Origin of the sequence: Sphingobacterium micropteri, assembly GCF_014692515.1 — a bacterium.
In the GTDB taxonomy this organism is placed as follows: Bacteria; Bacteroidota; Bacteroidia; order Sphingobacteriales; family Sphingobacteriaceae; genus Sphingobacterium; species Sphingobacterium micropteri.
This window is the reverse complement of record NZ_JACOIK010000008.1, coordinates 187,989-208,985: the sequence shown is the minus strand read 5'-3', so window position 1 is coordinate 208,985 and position 20,997 is coordinate 187,989. Positions and strand designations below refer to the sequence as shown.

Annotated in this window: 18 protein-coding genes; 6 read left to right on the top strand and 12 right to left on the bottom strand. The window is 42.9% G+C overall.

The features are described from left to right. Positions 1–19 precede the first annotated feature (19 nt). The gene (locus tag H8B06_RS12740; protein ID WP_190994651.1) at positions 20–1,099 is read right to left on the bottom strand and encodes an efflux RND transporter periplasmic adaptor subunit; all 1,080 of its coding nucleotides are present in this window, start codon (positions 1,097–1,099) and stop codon (positions 20–22) included. 108 nt (positions 1,100–1,207) lie between these two features. Next, positions 1,208–1,594, bottom strand: coding sequence for a hypothetical protein (locus H8B06_RS12735; protein WP_190994650.1), 387 nt, complete (start codon positions 1,592–1,594; stop codon positions 1,208–1,210). 210 nt (positions 1,595–1,804) lie between these two features. Between H8B06_RS12735 and H8B06_RS12730 the strand changes: the two genes are divergently transcribed. Both H8B06_RS12730 and H8B06_RS12725 read left to right on the top strand, forming a co-directional pair. Next, positions 1,805–2,392 (top strand): hypothetical protein, encoded by a 588-nt coding sequence (locus H8B06_RS12730; protein ID WP_190994649.1) that lies wholly within the window; start codon positions 1,805–1,807, stop codon positions 2,390–2,392. Between the two features lie 6 nt (positions 2,393–2,398). After that, on the top strand, positions 2,399–4,519 hold the full coding sequence (locus H8B06_RS12725) for a cation:proton antiporter (protein WP_190994648.1): 2,121 nt from the start codon (positions 2,399–2,401) through the stop codon (positions 4,517–4,519). An 11-nt stretch (positions 4,520–4,530) separates the two neighbouring features. Here the strand turns inward: H8B06_RS12725 and H8B06_RS12720 are convergent, their stop codons facing one another. From H8B06_RS12720 to H8B06_RS12710, 3 genes are all read right to left on the bottom strand, one after another. Beyond that, complete coding sequence (locus tag H8B06_RS12720) at positions 4,531–5,664, bottom strand: metallophosphoesterase family protein (protein ID WP_190994647.1); 1,134 nt, start codon at positions 5,662–5,664, stop codon at positions 4,531–4,533. Between the two features lie 112 nt (positions 5,665–5,776). Then, a complete protein-coding gene (locus H8B06_RS12715; RefSeq protein ID WP_190994646.1) occupies positions 5,777–6,625 on the bottom strand; it encodes an SDR family oxidoreductase in 849 nt (282 codons plus the stop codon). A gap of 51 nt (positions 6,626–6,676) precedes the next feature. Next, positions 6,677–7,087, bottom strand: coding sequence for an Rrf2 family transcriptional regulator (locus H8B06_RS12710; protein ID WP_190994645.1), 411 nt, complete (start codon positions 7,085–7,087; stop codon positions 6,677–6,679). A 177-nt stretch (positions 7,088–7,264) separates the two neighbouring features. On the opposite strand from H8B06_RS12710, the gene H8B06_RS12705 reads away from it, so the two are divergent. Further along, positions 7,265–8,389, top strand: coding sequence for a lipid II:glycine glycyltransferase FemX (locus H8B06_RS12705; RefSeq protein ID WP_190994644.1), 1,125 nt, complete (start codon positions 7,265–7,267; stop codon positions 8,387–8,389). Positions 8,390–8,539: 150 nt separating this feature from the next. On the opposite strand, the gene H8B06_RS12700 is transcribed toward H8B06_RS12705, so the two are convergent. Beyond that, positions 8,540–10,459: an ABC-F family ATP-binding cassette domain-containing protein gene (locus tag H8B06_RS12700; RefSeq protein WP_190994643.1), complete on the bottom strand. Its 1,920-nt coding sequence runs from the start codon at positions 10,457–10,459 to the stop codon at positions 8,540–8,542. A gap of 50 nt (positions 10,460–10,509) precedes the next feature. Between H8B06_RS12700 and H8B06_RS12695 the strand changes: the two genes are divergently transcribed. Beyond that, a complete protein-coding gene (locus H8B06_RS12695; RefSeq protein ID WP_190994724.1) occupies positions 10,510–11,535 on the top strand; it encodes a quinone-dependent dihydroorotate dehydrogenase in 1,026 nt (341 codons plus the stop codon). Positions 11,536–11,581: 46 nt separating this feature from the next. On the opposite strand, the gene H8B06_RS12690 is transcribed toward H8B06_RS12695, so the two are convergent. The 3 genes from H8B06_RS12690 to H8B06_RS12680 all read right to left on the bottom strand — a co-directional run bounded on the left by H8B06_RS12690 (position 11,582) and on the right by H8B06_RS12680 (position 14,663). Beyond that, positions 11,582–11,884 (bottom strand): hypothetical protein, encoded by a 303-nt coding sequence (locus H8B06_RS12690; RefSeq protein WP_190994642.1) that lies wholly within the window; start codon positions 11,882–11,884, stop codon positions 11,582–11,584. 11 nt (positions 11,885–11,895) lie between these two features. Then, complete coding sequence (locus tag H8B06_RS12685) at positions 11,896–13,446, bottom strand: OmpP1/FadL family transporter (RefSeq protein WP_190994641.1); 1,551 nt, start codon at positions 13,444–13,446, stop codon at positions 11,896–11,898. 71 nt (positions 13,447–13,517) lie between these two features. Then, positions 13,518–14,663, bottom strand: coding sequence for a hypothetical protein (locus H8B06_RS12680; RefSeq protein ID WP_190994640.1), 1,146 nt, complete (start codon positions 14,661–14,663; stop codon positions 13,518–13,520). Positions 14,664–14,850: 187 nt separating this feature from the next. On the opposite strand from H8B06_RS12680, the gene proS reads away from it, so the two are divergent. Both proS and H8B06_RS12670 read left to right on the top strand, forming a co-directional pair. Continuing rightward, positions 14,851–16,323 carry a proline--tRNA ligase gene (gene proS / locus H8B06_RS12675; protein ID WP_190994639.1) on the top strand — a complete coding sequence of 491 codons (1,473 nt, stop codon included), beginning with the start codon at positions 14,851–14,853 and terminating at the stop codon, positions 16,321–16,323. Positions 16,324–16,336: 13 nt separating this feature from the next. Further along, the gene (locus tag H8B06_RS12670; RefSeq protein ID WP_190994638.1) at positions 16,337–17,248 is read left to right on the top strand and encodes an NAD(P)-dependent oxidoreductase; all 912 of its coding nucleotides are present in this window, start codon (positions 16,337–16,339) and stop codon (positions 17,246–17,248) included. Here the strand turns inward: H8B06_RS12670 and H8B06_RS12665 are convergent. The 3 genes from H8B06_RS12665 to H8B06_RS12655 form a co-directional block, all read right to left on the bottom strand. Further along, positions 17,235–18,035 (bottom strand): aspartate dehydrogenase domain-containing protein, encoded by an 801-nt coding sequence (locus tag H8B06_RS12665; protein ID WP_190994637.1) that lies wholly within the window; start codon positions 18,033–18,035, stop codon positions 17,235–17,237. The two genes, H8B06_RS12670 and H8B06_RS12665, sit on opposite strands and share 14 nt — an antisense overlap. Before the next feature lie 66 nt (positions 18,036–18,101). Then, positions 18,102–19,091, bottom strand: coding sequence for an LLM class flavin-dependent oxidoreductase (locus H8B06_RS12660; RefSeq protein WP_190994636.1), 990 nt, complete (start codon positions 19,089–19,091; stop codon positions 18,102–18,104). Between the two features lie 52 nt (positions 19,092–19,143). After that, positions 19,144–20,979 carry a mechanosensitive ion channel family protein gene (locus H8B06_RS12655; protein WP_190994635.1) on the bottom strand — a complete coding sequence of 612 codons (1,836 nt, stop codon included), beginning with the start codon at positions 20,977–20,979 and terminating at the stop codon, positions 19,144–19,146. Positions 20,980–20,997: the final 18 nt, after the last annotated feature.

The following is a 20,997-nucleotide window of genomic DNA, read 5'->3' as shown; positions in this document are numbered from 1 at the left end:
AATGTTTATGATCTGCTTATTATTCACTGGGCAATGTCAATTTAGCCATGACCTGCTGTGGCTCTTCGTATTCAAATTTTATTTTATCACCGTCCTGCACCTTGCGGATACCTTCCAGCAATATTTTTTCATTTCCGTCTAAACCTTGCTGTACTACATATAAATCCGGGAGCTCTGCTTTGATCGAGATCGGTGTCAGCTTGACTGTTTCGTCATCATGCACGACATATACGTATTTTTTGTCCATGATCTCAAACGTGGCTTTTTGCGGAATAAGGATACCTTTCTTGAAAGGTTTAGACATCAGGATGGTACCGGTCTGCCCGTTTCGCAGAAGATTATCTGGATTGGGGAAGGCCGCCCGAAAGGCAATATTTCCCGTTTCGTGGTTAAAGTCTGCTTCGATAGTCTCTACTTTTCCTTGTTGGGAAAACACCTGTTGATTCGCCAGCAATAGCTGCACATTGCTGACGTCCTGCTGATCTTTATTGGTTTTGAAATCGAGGTATTCGCGTTCCGTGACATTGAAATAAACCCACATGGTACTATTGTCGGAAAGACTCGTCAGTAGCTCACCCTCATCTACTAGACTGCCCAATTTAAGCTCCAGATGATCGATGTAACCATCATAGGGCGCAGTAATCTTGGTGAACTGTAAATGTGTTTTTGCCAATTCCATTTCGGCTTCCGCTCTTTTCAGTTTCGTTTGGGCCAAGGCTAATTCGTTTGGTGCAATGATTTGCTTATCCGCTAGTGCCTGTGCATTGCTTACCTCTAACGTACTTGCCTCCACTTCGGCTTGCGCTTTAAGATATTCTGCCTGGTAAATTTTAGGCATAATTTGGAAAAGGAGCTGCCCTTTATGGACAAATTGGCCTTCATCTACATATATTTTCTCCAAAAAACCGCGTTCTTGCGAACGTATTTCAATATGCCTGGCGGAGCGGATCTGACTAACATATTGTTGCGTAATAGTGGTGTCTTTAATAAGGGAGGAAGTAACCAGAAAAATGTTTTCTTCTTTCTCTTTTTGATGAGAATGGCAGGACGAGAGGGTTAATAGCGTGCCCAGCACGCTAAAAAAAATGATACGTTTCATATATGGATATTTGTTCTTTAAAGGCTATATAAATCTCCTTTCAATACCGATGTTTGAACATGTATTGAAAAACAGGAATTACTAAGAAAATTGAAAAGGAGCTTGATCCTAAATTCTAAAGTTGGAAAAAAGAAGGTATCGGCCAGCTGAATCTACCCCTTGGGGTGGAACAAAGCCGTAAACCAGTGACCGGTCTTCTGGTAATACGATATAGTATAAAAACTGGACAAGTAGGGTGGTAAAGGCTGCTACTGAAAAAGGAAAATCAACCAAACTAGAATCACTGTTTTCCAAAACCTCGGAGAGGTTTTTGTGAAATGCTACAGGCGTACGATCGAATGAAACGGTCGTGTTTGTTTTGTGAAGTAAAGTCGTTTGCTGGTCGCTGGAAGAGTAGCAAGGATAATGTATTGCCGCGTATAAATCAAAGCTCCCTACAATCTGTAGCATAAGAAGCAGCGCGACGGCAATATATTGTTTAGTCCTTTTTCGCATATTGCGGAGCAAATGTATAAAAAAAAGCGAAATTCCAATAGCTAGTTGTACTTTTTTATGGTAACCTTTCTGTGTGGGAATGGTACAACGTCGAACGGATAGTTGGAATTTTCATAAAAGTAGTTTTTGAAAATTTCTGTAAACAAAACTACATGGTAGCGGTTTTGTTAGGGTATGCGTTATAGTATATTTATGAATAAAAAAATAAGCATGATAGTACGCTTTTATACAATATATCTGGTGATGATATTGCTGATAAGTTGTGGGCAAGATGGCAAGAATCAGACGCTTGACGATCGTGAAAGAACGCTTGAACAGCGGGAAGAGCGTATTGCATTGATAGAAGAAGACTATCGCATGTTGTTAAAGATGAGGGATAGTCTGCGGGGTAGCAAATTAACTCAATTGGAGGGAGATACCATCTCCACGTATGAATCTTGGCCAGATAGCATAGTGGGCGAATGGAATAGTCGGATGGTGTGCCGTACTTCACGTTGTGTAAACTATGTTGTTGGGGATCAACGTCACGAGGTCTGGCGATTTTATTCAGATTCCATTGGATCTTATGTTCAAGTTGTCAACAACGACGAACATATTCGCATATTTAAAGGACAACATAGCGGCAACGAAATTACGCTGAATGTATTAGCCGATACCAACGTGAGTAGATCGCGGGTAACCAGACGGGCCAAGCTCGATGATATAAAACCCGGTGTGATGAGAGGTATACTGGTCTTAACAGGTAAAAATAATTGTGAGACTGTATTTTCAGTAGAATTAACACCGAGAGCAAAATAACGATATATGATGCTTGCTATACACCCAATAACACTTCCGATTACAGACCCGCTAATCAAATTTCTGATTGAATTGGTTATTATCCTGTTTATTCCCCTCTTGTTGAACAAAATTAAAGTTCCACACATATTGGGGTTAATTATCGCTGGAGCCTTAATTGGGCCTAATGGTTTTCATGTGCTGGAACGAGACAGCAGTGTTATTGTAATAGGGACGACAGGTCTGCTTTATATTATGTTCTTGGCGGGATTGGAAATAGATATGGGGGATTTCAAACGGAATAAATGGAAGAGTTTGACATTTGCATTATACACCTTTATATTTCCTTTTGCTCTGGGATTTATAGGGGGCTTCTATGTGTTGCAATTCTCCATTCCAACATCCATTTTATTCGCTAGTTTGTTCTCGTCGCACACCCTTATTGCATACCCACTGATCAGCGGTATGGGGATTGCGAAAAACTTATCCGTGAATATTACCGTTGGTGGAACGATGATAACCGATGTACTTTCACTTTTGGTGCTTGCTGTCATTGTCGGTATGTCCCAAGGAGAGGCAGGTACGGAATTTTGGGTGAGACTTGGAGTTTCTATGGTGTTGTTTTCGGCCATCGTATTAATGTTGTTTCCGATCATTGCAAGATGGTTTTTCAAGCGCGTGGAGGATAAGATTTCCCAGTATATCTTCGTAGTTGTGATGATATATATGGGGGCACTTCTTGCCGAGATAGCGGGAATAGAGGCAATTATAGGAGCTTTCTTTGCGGGTTTGGCACTCAATAGGCTCATCCCACATACTTCTTCATTGATGAATCGGGTAGAGTTTGTAGGTAATGCCATATTTATTCCGTTTTTTCTGATCAGCGTGGGTATGCTGATTGATTTTAAGGCTTTTATAAACGATTGGGAAACGCTTGGGGTAGCGGCAATTATGCTTGTGGCATCGATAGGCGGGAAGTATATGGCAGCATATCTGACGCAACGGACTTTTAAGCTTACGGCCAACGAAGGACGGTTAATCTTTGGCATGAGTGCAGCATCTGCTGCGGCAACATTAGCTTCTGTAATGGTCGGTTATACGATTATCATCGGCGAAACTGCGGACGGCGAGCCAATCAGATTATTAAATGACCATGTATTAAATGGAAGTATTTTACTCATTTTAGTGTCTTGTACCATATCGTCATTCGTATCGATGTCGAGCGGACAGAAAATAGCGGATGTGGATAAGGACAACACGGTGACGGGTAAAGGTGTCGAAAGGGAACGGATTCTACTGCCGATCAATAATGAGCAGATGACCGAGAAAATGGTCAACCTTGGACTGCTGGTTAAAACAGCGTCAAATAAAGAGGGAATATTTGCGCTAAATATTATCAATGAGGACAAAAATGAATCGTCGGCCAAAAATGCAGAACGTATTTTAGATGCGGCAGTAAAAATGGGCGCTGCCACCGATGTCGTTATTACACCTATCACCCGGCATGATGAACAGGTTGTATCTGGTGTTAATAATGTCATTAAAGAGAAAAATATCACCGATTTAATCATCGGTTTGGAACGTGAAAAAGGATTTTCTGCGTCGTTTATTTACAATCTTTATAATGGTTACCTGACAAACGAGCATGTGAATTTATTGATATACCGCGCCGTCCAGCCGATATCGACGGTGAAAAACTATGTCGTTATTATTCCGCGCGATGCCGAGGAGGAACCAGGATTTTTTCACGCACTGTTAAAAATCTGGAACATTGCGCGTAATTCGGGCGCTACGATGACATTTCACACTAACAAGCGGATGCTGGGCGTTCTCGAACGTGTTTTAAAGAAATCAGCAATCGAAGCCGAACTGCAAGAAATGGAGTCTTGGAACGAAGCGGAGAGCGTATTGCTTGGACTGGAGACGGATCAAGGGTTAATTGTGCTCATGGCTGATAGAAATCGATTCTCTTATACTTCTCCAATGCATGCGGTACCGGAATTTTTAAATAATAATTTACTTCACAATAATTATATCTTGATTTATCCGTATTCGGAAGCACGAGAAAACCCGATCGAAAGGAGAGCCGTCAATAATCTCGATGATTTCGCCGCAATCGGTAACGTTATCGGGAAAGTTTTTGGATAATATTGATAATTCTACACTTCGTAGAATATTTGCCGTTGCAACGGAATCTCAAAACGATCGTATAACTTGGCTTCCATATCATCCGGTTGGGTTAACGTATAATATGCTCCCGTCAGTTTCAGACCTTCATCCGTTTTGACAACGCCCATTTTGAGAAAGCCAAAACGGTCATCGCAATAAGAAACTAATCGAACGTCATTGTCGAACGTTTGCAATGGTGTTACTATAGCGGAGTCGTGAGAGGCTATCGTGTGGAGGTCAGCGTATCCTCCCGCACCGGCTACAATGTAAGGCACCGTAATACCATCTGGGTATGTTTTATGAAAACGTTGGTAATTGTGCACATGACCGCTGAATACGGCATCGGGTATCACGGAAGCTTCGGCAAATGCACTTTCGAGAAAATCAATCATAGCGATACTCGATCCGTGGTTTGTATCTGCCGAGTATGGAGCGTGATGTATACATACGATAATAGCCTGCTCATCTCGCTGTATGGCGGCATCTCGTAATTCTTCTATAAACCATTCGCGTTGCTCATCGGTAATGATACCATGCTTGGTGACGTTGGCATACAGACCTATAAAACGTGCAAGCGGTGTTTCCAATATCCAATATACATTGGGCTGTACCATACTCTTCCTATTGGCGCCCGAACCATAACTTACCGGTCGGCTGTGTGTATCACAGAAGACATCCATGAAGGCGTCGAGACTTTGATACGGACTGGATGCGTTCGGATTGATATCGCCATCGTGGTTACCCGCAATAGCAAAGATAGGAGCTGGGTATTGATTATAAGGCTTTAGAAATTGTACCGGATATTCGTGTGCTTCACCATGATTATAAACGATATCACCCAAATGGAAAAAGAAAGTAGGCGATGCATCCGGATGGCCTTCAATTTGTTGGGCTAGCGTATGGGCAACCGTTGCCTGAAAATCAGAATGACGGACACTGCCTGTGTCACCGACCATATGAAAAAACATGCGGTCTTGTATTCCGTTTGTCGCTTCCCCAATGATCTTTTCTATGTTCAAGCGATATGGATATTCGCCCGTAGGAATAGGTAATGGTTTGAAGTTGTGTGAATCATCACTGGTATGGTGCAACACAACTGGGACATTGTATTTTATATTTTCCATAGAGCAAACATAAGAAATCAATATTAACTGAATGTTAACTCGTGGATATTTAATATGATAAGGCAGACTTATGACATAAAAGAAACCAATAAGCCTGCCTTGATTCATTATGCTAAGCCAACACTTCTTTAACAGATTCAGCTAACGGTGTTGTGGACCGTCCGATTAAATGGGATAAAACCTTCTTATCGTCGAATAGATCACCTTTGGAGGCGCCTACATCCCAACTCGCAATAGCTTGTGCAAGTGGTTCAGGTAAACCTAACGACGCTAGCACACCGGCATATTCCGATTCGGAAAGGTTATTGTAAGGGATGTCTTTCCCAGTCTGTCGAGAAATTTCAGCCGCTAAGTCTTTTAAGGTATACGCATCGTCTCCTGCTAATTCGTAGACTTTTCCAACGTGATCTTCACTGCTCAGCACGGTTGCCGCCGCTTCAGCGTAATCGGCGCGTGAAGCAGATGAAATCTTGCCATCGCCTGCACTTCCTACAAACCCACCGGCACCCAAAGCACCTGGAATGGAGGCAGTATAGTTTTCCGTATACCAACCGTTTCTTAAGATGGTGTAGGGAATGCCGGAAGCTTTGAGTAGTTCTTCGGTTTCGAGATGTTCGGGTGCTAAGCTCAAAGAGGACGAGTCTGCACGAAGGAGACTTGTATAAACAATCCATCGAACACCCGCTTGGCGTGCGGCATCGATAACGTTTTGATGTTGTGCCTTGCGCTGCCCAACCTCATTTCCAGAAATGAGCAAAAGATGGTCAATCCCCTGAAGTCCTTCAATTAAGGTTTCAGGTTTGTTGTAATCAAACGCGGTGGTCGCGATACCTAAATCCGCCGCTTTTTCAGGCGCGCGTACAAGCGCTATTAAATTATCCGCATCTACACGTTGTTTTAATTTTTCTACTACCAAACGACCCAGTTGTCCAGTAGCTCCGGTGATTCCTATTTTTGTCATATTATTAATATTTATTTGTAATAAACTTTGTTACATTAAGGGTCAAAAAAATTATTCAAATTGCTCTACAAAATTTTTAAGCGTTTTGTGAGAAAGTGCATTAGACACCATCTCATCCGTTTCGGCAAAAAGTTGATCCAATTTTTTGTTGATATGTTTTCCTACGGGGCATTTTGGATTGGGAGTTTGATTTTTTTTGCCTAATACGCTGGTGTTTTTGACAGCTTTGTAAATAGCGGCCAAACTTATTTTATGGGTTGGAACCCCCAACATAGACCCACCTTCTTTACCCTTTTTGCTGATGACCCAACCTTGGTCCTGTAAAAAACCGAGTTCTTTACGAACAATTACCGGATTGATATGGATGCTACCTGCAATCCAATCTGAGCTCAGCCACTGTTCAGGCGTTTTACCCAAAAGTGTCAATATATGTATCACTGTTGCAAACCTTGTATTGTTCATGGAGACAAAGATAATAATAAATATCTAAATGTAATAAATAATGTTACATTTAGATAAGGGACATACTTTTATCGGCAATATATAACACGGTAGTGACAAATAAGAGCTGTTTAATCCAAACATTTTGGCTATGTTCGCAGCTTTTGGGTTTTGAAATCATGACTATAATTTTTATATATGATCGCGGAATTAGAAGATAAGGAAATTAAACAAGTTTATAAGACATCCATTATCCAACAAACGGCCTATTGGTCAGAAGTGAAAAACTTACAGGGATTGCGTACCAGAGCGTTCAATTTCAGAACGAAACAATCTGATTTATATACGCATAGCAAAAGTGACGCTTATTTTATAGGTGATTTATTGATTGTTATCCAACCGATCGATAAGGAGCATAGTATTGCTTATGTGCCTTATGGTCCCGAAGTAGAACCATCGGAGGAAAATCAAGGTTATTTCTTGGAACAGCTGTCCGAAAGTTTACGGACGTTTCTGCCGCCTAAGTGCATTATGATCAGGTATGATTTACCTTGGCAATCACTTTGGGCAAAGGACGAAAATTGCTATGATCTGCATGGCAATTGGCTCGGTGTACCCGAGAAAAGTATACAGGAGATTCGACTCAATTACAGCACGACCAATTGGCGGTTGAGAAAGGCTAATACCGATATTCTTCCTTCTAATACCATGTTCATAGATCTACGGAAGGATACGGATATGCTGTTCGGAAGTATGAAACCCAAAACACGATATAATATCAACCTATCACAGCGGAAAGGTGTAAATGTGCGTTCGTTGGGAATTGAAAGTCTGGAGATTTGGTATGATTTATACCGTCAGACGGCTACCCGAAATAATTTCTTTTTGCATGATATTCAGTACTTCCGGATTGTACTTTCAGCCCGGGCAAACGATACTTCTTCACCCGCAGATGTGTATTTATTGGTTGCCGAAATCGAAGACAAGCCGCTAGCGGCGATGTTTTTGGTAATCTCGGCCAATCGGGGAACGTATCTCTACGGAGCTTCGGCTTCAGAAAACCGAAATTATATGGCTACTTATGCACTGCAGTGGCGTGCGATGGAAATGGCAAAGGAACGGGGGTGTACAGAATATGATTTTTTTGGAACAGCACCAAACCCCGATCCATCGCATCCGATGTACGGACTTTATCGTTTCAAGAAAGGCTTTGGTGGAGAGATGTACCACCGCATGGGATGCTGGGACTATCCGCTGGATACAGAGAAATATAGCTATTATACCTCGATGGAATTTAAAAACCAACGTTACCACCTAAGTTAAATAACCATAAACTGTCCCTCCCTTTCCCTTAAAAGGGTCACATCCGGAAATTTGACAACTGTAGAAGTCCATTTTTTGTACTATCCTCGATGTCAAATATCCGAAGTGACGAGGTTTTTGCGTACTTTTTTACGGGAAAAAAGTACAAATTTATCCCTCAAGTTCCATGATCTCTTCGGCTAGCTTTTCCCAATCTTGTTGGAGCTGCTGAAAAGAAGCTTTGGCAGAATTATACGTCCGGGTGGCTTCTTGAAGCTTTGGTGCATCCGAATAAACTTCTTCTTTTGCTAAATGTGCTTCAAGCTCCTTCACGGATTTCTCGCTTTCCTCTATTTGTTGTTCAAGCGTTGCCAACTCCTTGTTTTTACGTTGGATGAGCCTGTTCTTGTCTTCCGATGGGGGAGTCTTTTCTTTTTTAGGCTGCTCTTTCTCTTTCACGACTTTCTTTTCTCCCTGAGGCTCTTTCTTTACCACACGCTTTGCACTCCATTCTTCATATTCCGCATAGGTGCCTGGATATTCTTTAATTTCTTTGTCTTCGATAAACCAAATTTTATTAGCAACATGATCTAAGAAATAACGGTCGTGCGAAACAACGATGAATGTGCCCTCGTACTGCTGTAAAGCTTGGATAAGGATATTAACAGAGGCCATATCCAAGTGGTTGGTCGGTTCATCGAGTACAAGAAAATTTGCATCGGCTGTCAATGCCTTCGCTAACGCGACGCGCGATTTCTCGCCACCCGACAGCACCTTGATTTTCTTAAAGACATCATCACCGGTGAACAAGAAGCAACCTAAGATGGAGCGTAATTCGGTTTCGGTATGTTTGGGAGCAAAGTTGACCAGCTCCTGTATAATGGTGTTTTCGAGATGCAACGCTTCTAATTGATGCTGCGCAAAGAATGTTTGGGACACATTATGTCCCTTGATGCTCTTGCCTTCATATTCGTTATCCGCATCGGCCACAATGCGAAGCAAGGTCGATTTACCTTTACCGTTTGCACCGATGAGCGCTATTTTATCTCCTTTTTCGATAATGGCACTTGTATCACGTAGAATTTCCAGATTAGGATATGATTTAGAAACATTTTCCACCGTAACAACATGGCGTCCCGAAGGTTTGGAGAATTTAAAGCTGAAATTCACCTCGGGGTTATCATCATCCACAGCATCCACCTTTTCCATACGATCGAGTGCTTTAATACGGGATTGTACCATTTTGGCTTTGCTCGCCTTCGCTCGGAAACGCTCTATTAGCCGTTCTTCCTGCTTAATCTTCGCTTGCTGATTCTTGAACTGATTGCCTTGGATTTCCTCACGTAAGGATTTCTCCTCCAGATAAAAAGAATAATTTCCGGCATAGACTGTCAGTTTTCCTTTGCGGGATTCCACCGTTTTATTGATGATCCGGTCGAGAAAATAGCGGTCGTGCGAAACAATGACGATAGCACCCTCGAACGCCTGTAGATAATTCTCCAGCCATTTAATAGACGGTAAATCCAAGTGGTTAGTCGGCTCATCCAATAACAGAATATCTGGTGTTTGTAGGAGGATACGCGCGAGCATAACACGCATACGCCAACCACCCGAAAACGTCGCTAAGGGACGCTGTTGCTCTTCCTCCGAAAACCCCAGTCCGGCGAGGATTTCGTGTGCACGAAACTCGATGTTATAACCGTCGAGCGCTTCGAACTCCATCTGTCTATCGCTCAGTTTATTTAGTATCTCGTCCGAATAGTCGGTTTCCAGTTTTTTAAGCAATACTTCAATCTCTGAATGCAATTGGTTTTGCCGTTCGAAAGCTTCCATAGCAACGTGCAGGATACTTTTATCGGAATGATAGGACAACAAATCTTGGTTAAGATAACCAATCTTTAAGTCCTTCGCCATGGAAATAGTGCCTGAAGTCGGGGCATAATCACCTACGATTAATTTCAGCAACGTGGACTTCCCAGCCCCGTTTGCACCGATTAATCCCGCTTTGTCTCCGGGTTTTATATGCCAGTTGGCGTCGTCATATAGTGCACGTGAGCCAATCTCGAATGTTAAATTATTAATTGATATCATTTGCTGCAAAAGTAATGAATATTTCTGCTTCTTTGGCTACCTTTGCAGATATGTATAAAATCGTTAAACCTATATTCTTCACGATGGACCCTGAAACTGCACACCATAGGGTGACGGGAGGGTTGCGCACATTTACTAAAATTTGGGGTGCGAAGTCATTGCTTAAGTCACTTTATACGGTGGATGATCCTCGTTTGGAGCGTGAAGTATTCGGATTGAAATTTAAAAATCCGATAGGGCTTGCCGCTGGGTTTGATAAAAATGCGGAGTATATCGAAGAGATGGCAGGTTTGGGTTTTGGTTTTATCGAAATCGGGACCGTAACCCCGCGTCCACAGCCGGGAAACGATAAACCACGGATGTTTCGGTTGGTGGACGATGAGGCTTTAATAAATCGCATGGGATTCAACAATCAGGGTGCTGATGTGGCTGCAGGTCGTTTGAAACGGCTGAAAGACCGGAATAAGTTGATTGTTGGAGGAAATATCGGCAAGAATAAGACGACACCCAATGAGGAAGCTGTAAACGATTATACTTATTGTTTCAATGCGCTTTTTGAATATGTAGATTATTTTGTGGTGAATGTGAGTTCGCCTAATACACCGGGTTTACGGGATTTGCAGGAAAAAGAGCCTTTAAAGAAAATCTTGAATACACTTCAAGATTTGAACCATACCAAATATATCCAGCGACCGATTTTACTTAAAATTGCTCCAGATTTAACAGATTCCCAATTGGATGATATTGTGGAAATCGTGACAGAAACAAAAATAGCCGGTGTTATCGCGACGAATACGACTATTTCAAGAGAAGGATTGTATAGTGATCCATCTTTAGTGAAGGAAGCAGGAGGGGTCAGTGGGAAACCGCTCACAAATCGCTCTACCGAGGTTATTCGATACTTAGCCGAACGCTCCAATCGTTCATTCCCGATAATAGGAGTAGGCGGGATTCATTCGGCGGAAGATGCTATTGAGAAACTGGAAGCAGGAGCCAGCTTGGTCCAGGTGTATACCGGGTTTATCTATGAAGGGCCTGCATTAATCAGTAGTATATGCAAGGGTCTGTTAAAGTAAATGTAGTATATTTTAACAGACCCTCGCAAATCACGAGTTACAAAATTTAATCACGATCCAAAAACTTCCGATCCTCCTCTGATAAATTAGTGTAAGGAGATGGGTTTTGTATTTCCGGATTATCTACTGTGGTTGTATTATTAATGCTATACTCTTTCGGATGACTCTTTTTTCGACGGAATACAATCCCACCAGTAATAACTCCCAAAATAAAGAATACACCCAAAATCAATAATTTTGAGGTGCGTATTTCGCCAAAAAACCAAAAGCTTGCTTCTTCTTTGTTATTAAAGAGAATAATCAGCACAAATGCGGTGATGATGCTGAATATGACGGTTTTGGGTTTCATATGTAAATAAGTTAAAACTTAGCCCCCAATGTCAACACTACATTTGTACGCTGATGTTTGATGTCTGCAACTGGACTAGTGCTGTTCCAAAATTCTTCATTAAGAAGATACGGACTTACTTTATAATCATTAATAAGGTGAACAACTGCTAGATCAAGATAAAGGGTGTTTGTAAGTTTCGTGCCTAAACCCAAGCTACCGCTATACTGTTTATTATCAGCGTTCTTATAAGGGTTACCGAAATAATTGACACCTGCGCGTCCGCTGACGGTATTGGTAATTAAATATTCACCGCCTAAACGTAGATTAACGGCTCCTTGGTAAGCATCTTTAAAATCTTGGTCCCAAAGCGCATCTTCTGATGAATTTGGCCCTCTGGTGTCCCGAATTTTAATACTACCGTAGTTAACGTATTCGGCATCTGCCGAGATCAATCCGCGGCCGAAAAATTTAGATACGCCAAGGCCAAATTTCCAAGGTGTAACCAAGCGATAGCTAAAATCGTCTCTAAACTCCGTTTCACCATAATCAAAAGCTTCCTCTGCATTCTCGTTATCGTAATAATCCACGCCGATATAACTTTCCGTATATTGATCAACGGTATACCAAGTAGGAGAGGTAATGGTGGCTCCGATGTTCCAATCGACCGTAGGTTTATAAATAGCACCAATTTTGAAGTCGATTCCAGTGCCTTCGGAACGTTGGTAGTAATCGTCCAGCATCTCGTAATTAGCCTTCAAAAAATCGTAATTCGGATGAGTTGGATCGATAAAATTGGATCCGGGATTATCCGCGGCTACTGCAGCGGCATCTTTCGTCCAACCGTATTCGGAGAACTGTGCCGAGTTTTCGTGTATAAAAGAAGTAAAGCTGATGTTACCGCCAATATAAAAGACGTTGTTGTAGTTACCGCCAAATGCCAAGGATGTCTTGAAACTGTTGCCGGTCGTCAATATATCACTGATCTGATCTTTATTCCCAACCTCGTTGGTGATCGGGAAATAACCTTTATCGGTATCGGCAAACCTTTCAATAAGTCTCATGCCGGATAAACTGTTGGTAAGTGCTTGATCTCCAAATTGTGCTATATCATCCGTATAAGCACTAATGATGGTATTGTCGGGATTTACCCCCTCATAACGCACATGATTAGAAAATCTATTGGTATTTTCATAGCTTATCCCTATATTGAAATTTTGCCATCCATAATAACCTTCATTTTTTGGAAGGTGAAAAACGACGCCGGCATGATCCACACCAAATCTGCCTTTATTCTTGCTGACGCTATTTCCAAAGTAATTGCCTTTGTTCGCAGCATTGTCGTAATTGAACGTTACGGATATATCAGATTGACCAAAAAAACCTAATCCAGCAGGATTTCCGGTAATGGAACTGATATCACCGCCTAATGCTGTTTTTGCATTCCCTAATCCTTTGAATCGCGCGGTACCACCATTGGTTTCTTGCGAAAATATTAACCCGTTGCCTACAGATTGGCTATGAGCGGAAAAACCTATTCCGGAAAGTAATAAAGATGTAAGTAGTATGTTTTTTATATGCATAGTTTGTTTTAAATAGTAGAGACGCAAGTTTTGCGCCTCTACATCATGTCAATTATATCTGTTAGAGAAAATTATCTTGTTCTTCCCCCACGGGAGCTGCCTCCGCCACCACCCGAGCTTCTTGACGATCCACCACCGCTCGACATGGAGCCACCAGAGGAACCTCTCGAAGGCGAATACGAAGGTGTGCTTCGCGTAGCCGGTCTGGACGGTTGGGTAGTAGTCGGTCTAGTACTTTGCGTGGTCGGACGGGTGGTTGTCCTTGAACGCGATGTGTTACTCGTACCCGTTGTTGGGCGAGTGGTTGTTCTCGATCTGTTTCCTACCGCTTCTCTGTTAGTCGTTGCACCACGTGTACGTGTACCGACACGGGAAGAGTTTGAAGGTCTATTAGCAGGATTTCTAGTAACATTTCCGTTCTCTGTCCGTACGCGGCTTGTATTTCCCGAAGCACGTGTAGTGCGTGTACCATTTGCTGTAGCGCGGGTTGTGCGTCCGGTCACAATACGACCGTTTCTATCCCGAGCCACGCGTGAGTTGGAAACACGTGTCGTATTCCCTACACGTGTATTGTATCCACTGCGAGCGGCAACACGGGTAGGTGCATTGGCTGGCCGTACACTATATCGGTTTCCACCATAATAACGATTTCCACCATAATAATGGTTTCCATATCCGTATCCAGGGTGTCCCCAGGCGTTATAGCCCCAGCCGGCATAAGGGTATCCACCCCAGCCCCAATTACCGTATCCGTAATAAGGACTTCCCCATCCCCAGCCAAAACCAAAGGAGGGACGACCCCATCCGAATCCTAGAGACCAACCTGATCCCCAACCCCAGCTAGACCATCCTAGGCCAAAACCTCCTCCGTATCCATACCAAGGGTCAAACCAAGGGTCGAAATAAGGCATGCCGGGTGCACCGTAATAGAAACGGTTAATGCGGTTCGCATATTCCAGATTATTGTCATATTCAAATCCTTCTACGTATTCTTCGTCGGCGTATTCATCAGCATAATAGTCATTTTGGACATATTGCTCCTCCTGTACTTCGCCATCAGTATAATAATAATCCGGACTCAGGTAATCTTGGGGAGCTTGGGATTGATTATTATACACATCGTCTCGGTGGGCGATCTGCCTACTTGTTGAACACGAGCTCAGCGCAAAAATGGCTGCAAGTGTCAAACTACCGAATAATAATCTATTTGTTTTCATGATATAATATCCTCTACTGTTAAACTTCGCTAATACAGTCTTTATTTATTATCTTAGACCCGTTTTTTAGACGGGGGTTTAATCCGTTTCCAAAAATATAAATAAAACTTAGGGCTACCCCAAGTTTTTTCATAATAATACGAGCAAATTACAATAATTGTTACAGAAATAATAATTGAAATAAATAATGGGAAAAGGAATAACAAGTCGTAGTGAAGATTACTCACAATGGTATAACGACTTAGTCGTCAAGGCCGATTTGGCAGAACATTCGGCGGTTCGCGGTTGTATGGTTATCAAGCCTTACGGATACGCTATTTGGGAGCGTATGCAAGCGATATTAGACAAGAAATTCAAAGATACCGGACATTCGAATGCTTATTTCCCCTTATTTATCCCCAAGTCCTTTTTCTCTAAAGAAGCATCGCATGTGGAGGGATTTGCAACGGAATGCGCCGTCGTAACACACTATCGATTGAAAAATGATGGTGAAGGAAATATCGTTGTGGATGAAACGGCAAAATTGGAAGAAGAGCTTATTGTACGCCCTACGTCGGAAACCATTATTTGGAATACGTATAAAGGTTGGATTGAGTCCTACCGTGACTTGCCTATTTTAGTAAATCAATGGGCGAATGTAGTACGATGGGAAATGCGCACCCGTTTATTTTTACGTACCGCCGAATTCTTATGGCAGGAAGGACATACGGCGCATGCCACGCGTGAAGAGGCTATTGAAGAAGCAGAACGAATGTTGGAGGTATATGCAGATTTTGCCGAACAGACACTTGCTGTTCCTGTCATTCGAGGCGTAAAAACAGAAAACGAACGCTTTGCCGGAGCATTGGAGACGTATTGTATAGAAGCACTTATGCAAGATGGCAAGGCATTGCAGGCGGGTACTTCGCATTTCCTAGGCCAAAATTTTGCAAAAGCTTTTGATGTGAAATTTACATCGAAAGAAGGAAAATTGGAGCATGTGTGGGCAACTTCTTGGGGTGTATCTACTCGCTTGATGGGCGCATTGATTATGGCACACTCCGATGATCAAGGGCTTGTGTTGCCACCAAAATTAGCTCCTATTCAGGTGGTTATCGTTCCTATTTACAAAACAGAAGAAGAAAAGGCGAACATCGATGGTTTTGTTAATAAGCTAACAAGCGAATTGCGGGACATGGATATATCGATAAAATATGACGATAGAGATACGCAACGTCCGGGTTTTAAATTTGCAGAGTGGGAAATGAAAGGTGTGCCGTTACGTGTGGCTGTTGGTGCGCGTGATATGCAAAATGGCACCGTGGAATTGGCACGGCGCGATACACAAACAAAAGAAACGGTATCACAGGAAGGGCTGGCCGTGACCATCGAAAATCTATTGGGTATTATCCAGGAGAATATCTACCATAAAGCGTTGTCTTTCCGTAGCGAACATATTACGGAAGTGAATTCTTATGAAGAATTTAAAGATGTACTGGAAAACAAGGGCGGCTTTATTTCCTGTCATTGGGATGGAACCGTAGAGACCGAGAAACGTGTAAAAGACGAAACGAAAGCAACTATTCGTTGTATCCCTTTGGATGCGAAGGAAGAAGCGGGCGTTTGTATCTTCACGGGTAAGCCATCTGGTAAGCGTGTATTATTTGCGAAAGCATATTAAAGATATATTACATATGTTTAAAAAATTAGTTGCCGTTGAACCACTAAACTTAATTCCTTCGGCTGAAAAGGCATTATTCGACTATGCGGAGGAAGTGGTCTTTTATCCAAATAGTCCACAATCTGCAGAAGAGATGGCTTTACGGATTGGCGACGCGGATGCTGTTTTAATCAGTTATATTTCTCGTTTGGGGGAGGATGCGTTGGTGAAATGCCCTAACGTAAAATATATTGGTATGTGCTGCTCGCTGTACACCCCGGAAAGTGCCAATGTGGATATCCGGTATGCGAATTCCAAAGGTATCACGGTGTTAGGTGTTCGGGATTACGGCGACGAAGGTGTGGTAGAATATGTGGTGAGTGAGCTGGTGCGTTGTTTACACGGTTTTGGTACGGAGAACGATGGCACGCGCCGTGCTCCTTGGGACGGTGTGCCGCGAGAAATCACCGGCACAAAAGTCGGGATCGTCGGCTTAGGCAAGTCCGGGGGGATGATAGCGGATGCACTCCGGTTCTTTGGTGCAGAAATTTCGTATTTCGCACGCTCGGAAAAAGAGGATGCCAAGCAAAAAGGTTATCGGTATTTACCGGTTCGCGAATTGGTAGAAGAAAATGAAGTAATCATCACCTGCTTAAACCGTGGTGTAGTTTTGCTGCACAAGGAGGAATTTGAGGCCATGGGCGATCGGAAGATATTGTTTAATACCGGACTTTCGCCCGCTTGGGATGAAGAACCTTTTGAGAAATGGATCGCAGGAGATAATCGTTGCTATTGCGATACCTTGATCGCTTTAGGGAATGAGAAATTTCTGACGCACCCGCATGTGAACTGCATGGGGGTGTCGGTAGGCCGTACCCGCCAGGCGTTTGTACGCCTGAGCGAGAAAGTACTGGCCAATATCGAAACCTATCTTAAAACACAATAGGCGAAACAATATTTCGTAGGGTATTGACAATGCTCCAACCGGCAATCTGCGCCGTAGCACTGTATACATCGACCACCGCATGGACTTGTTCATTTTTGATCTCTATGCGGTGGTTATCGCCCACAAAATCAGGCGTAGAGGTTATCGAGACACGCATGTTTTCAGGGCCTACGGATGCAATTGATGCGGCGACAGATACGTTGACGCTGGTAGGAAAAAGTGAAATCGCCTCGATGGCGTTCCCTTCGAATACCTTTTTTTTCTCGTGTTGTAAGGATTCTTGATAGAGCGCATATTTTCTAAGCGAGTTAGGGCTTTTTTCGGTTTGAAAAGAAGCTTCACATTTACCCATTAAGGAAACTGTCCGTAATACATCCAGTCCGCCGATAGCCCCAGAAGCAATATGTACTTTCGTACCATGTTCTTTAGCTGTTTTAGCGACCTCCTCATAAAATATTTGGTCTGCAAAAGCGCCCATCGAGAGTGTCACGATGGAAGAGCCATTTTTTAAAGCATCAAGCGCAAACTCCTTTAGGGCATTCGGTGAAGCGGTTTCGATAATATAGTTGGGTTTCATCATTAAAACCTCTTGAATCGACGCACAAGGTACACAGGATGATCTGGAATCCTTGGCATTTACCTTGTCGGCAATGTGTTGCGCTTTTTCCATGCTTCGGGAATACGCAGCAACCAATTCGTATTCCGGAAGTAGATTGGCGTTATACGCATCCGCAATAAGTGTGGCCAATTTGCCACAACCAATGATAGCTAAAGTCTTTTTTTCCATATGGTCCAACATACCGTTTTTTTCAAGCAAAGCAAAATCGTTTTTGCTTTTGAACTGAACGTATCTCTATATTAACGCCTCTTTAATGATACGAAACGATTCTAGTCGTTTCTGATTGTCATAAACATAATTTGTTGTCATGATTTCATCAACTTGATACCGGTCGACAAAATCATAGACATCTTGTTTAATCGTTTCCTTATCGCCTGTGAAAGTACATGCGGTCATGCTATGGACGGCTCTCTCAATTTCGGGGATGCCGTGGTATATTGTCTGTTCTGTAGGAGGAGATAGCGGTCGCCGATGGTTTGTGATAATACCGGCAAACATATTATGTAAGCTGCTGGAAAGGAAATCTGCTTCTTCTGTTGTGTTAGCGCCTATAATATTGACGCAGACAATAAAATAAGGTTCTTTCAGATGGCTGGAAGGTTTGAACTCCCTTCTGTAAATCTCCGCTGCCTGGGCGAGCATGGCGGGTGCGAAATGTGCGGCGAAAGCATAAGGTAGCCCTAACTCAGCAGCCAAATGCGCGGAGTCGGTACTGGAACCTAGAATATAAATGGGGATATCCAATCCCTCACCGGGGAAGGCACGTACTTTCTCCGATGGATCATCGTTTTCAAAATAGTGTTGGAGAGCCTGTACATCATCCTTGAAGTAGAATGCGGTATTCAGGTTGTTTCGACGGAGTGCCATGGCTGTTACCTGATCGGTACCGGGAGCACGGCCCAGTCCCAAATCGATCCTGCCAGGGTATAATGTCTCTAAAGTGCCAAATTGTTCGGTAACAACCAAAGGAGAGTGGTTGGGTAACATAATTCCTCCCGATCCAATCCGTATATGATTAGTCTTACCCGCGACATGGCCAATCAAAACAGCTGTTGCCGAACTGGCAATATGCTCCATATTATGATGCTCTGCGAACCATATCCGTTCGTATCCTAATTCCTCAACATATTGAGCCGCTTCGACACTTCTAGCAATAGCTTGTTGTGCGTTTTGCCATTTGCAGACAGTCGCTAGATCCAAAGCCGAAAGTTTAATCTTCTTCATACCACAAAATTACTGACTTCGTCAGGAAATATGGTAATCCTTATGTAATACCTTATTGTTTTGGAATGTCTTTATCTTTCTTAAATGCTGTCGGCATATCGAGTTCCGAGCCATCACGTACGGCACGAAAATGTGGAGACAAAAGTTCTATTCCAGCCGCATGAAATACATCCAGGACGTGTTTGTGTAATTCAGAATAGATAGCCGCCTGTTTATGAGGGTTCCGTGTATACGCATTGATTTGATAGGTGACATAAAAATCGTCAAGGCTTGTTTGTAGAATAAAAGGTGCGGGGGTCTTCTCCAATAAATCTACTTGTTCACATGCTTTTTTTGCCAGCTCGTGTACTTGCTGCCAGGGGATTTCATAAGCCATGGTGATATGTGTGTACACAATTAACGGATTCGCCTCTACATCCATACTGTAATTGATTGTATGGCTATTCATGACTTGCGAATTCGGAACGGAAATGACTTCATTCTTAATCGTACGAATACGGGTTACCAATAAACTTTTTTCAATAATGTCGCCTGAAACATCACCAATCTTCACGCGGTCACCAATAGAGAACGAACGCATATAGGTTAATAGAAGACCCGCTATGATATTGCCCAGTGCGCCTGCTGAACTGAACGTGAAAAGAACACCGATAAAGACAGAAACACCTTTGAATATGGGGGTGTCGGCTCCCGGAAAGTACGGAAAGATAATAATCAGCAAGAAAGCGAATAGTAACACGCGGACAATCTGATAGGTAGGCAATGCCCACTCTTTATAAAATCCGGGGAAATTCAATGCTCCATTGTGTATTTCCTGGGCAAAGAAGCGGAGCATTTTCAATAGGTACCTAAAAATAATACAAATAACGAGTATTGTTATCAAATTAGGTAGGTAGCGGACCACAGCCTGGGCAACATCTTTGATGGGTTTGATAAAGTACCCTAACAGGATAGGCGCATAGCCCTCCGTTGTTGGGAACAGGTTCAGCAATATCGGAAGTGCGAGATAAACCGACGTTAAGATAAGTATCCACTTCACGAAGTTGAGAAGCGTCCAGATGAACTTTATCTGCCGCTTGGCGGAAACTAGCTCATAGCCCTTTATACGGAAACCTTGGAAAAGATTACCTCGTAATAAGAGTAATCGTTTTTTGACCCACTTTATCATCTTTCCGATGCCGCTAATAATGAGTGCCACGGCGAGTATAATGATAACGGCAAAGACAACACCTAATGCTATTTTTTGCAGGCTGGTATCTTCCCGATATTGGACGATACTATCTTTGATATTCTGTAGATATGTGTTTGCCAACTGCGCTGTTTGAAGATCGGCCCACATGGCATCCTCATCACCTATGCTGGCAATCATCTGGTCTTCCCAATAAACGATCCAATTGGTTTCGTTCTGCTCCAGACGTAAGGAGTCTACGTCAAATTTGTAATTGTCCGCAAGCGAGCGGATTCGGTTTTCGACGGCGGCAGCCCGTTCCTGGGGGGTGTAACTCCCGACTTGCGTATATACCGTAAATAGGGTGTCCTTAAATGGGACGACGGGTACACCTTTGTTTAACGTTCGCAGCGAGTCTACTGCTTGTTTCCTCTTCGCATACAGAATGGAATCCCGGCTTCTTAATATGTTGATTTCTTGTAAAAGACGCTGCCGCTCGTTGTCCCCTTGTGTGGATAAGGAGATGAGTTGTGTTTCGAGCTTCTTCCGTTGGAGGGAATCTTGCTTTTGTTGTTCGCGTATCTGGAGGAGATCGTTCGCTTTGGAAGATATTTCTGCTGCTGTATCCGCAAGAGAAACCACGGTATCTTGCCCCATAGAAGACCCTGTGCTACCGATATATACCGCAATGAATAAAAATAATAATCGAATAGAAGACATATTTCATTTTTATTCCTA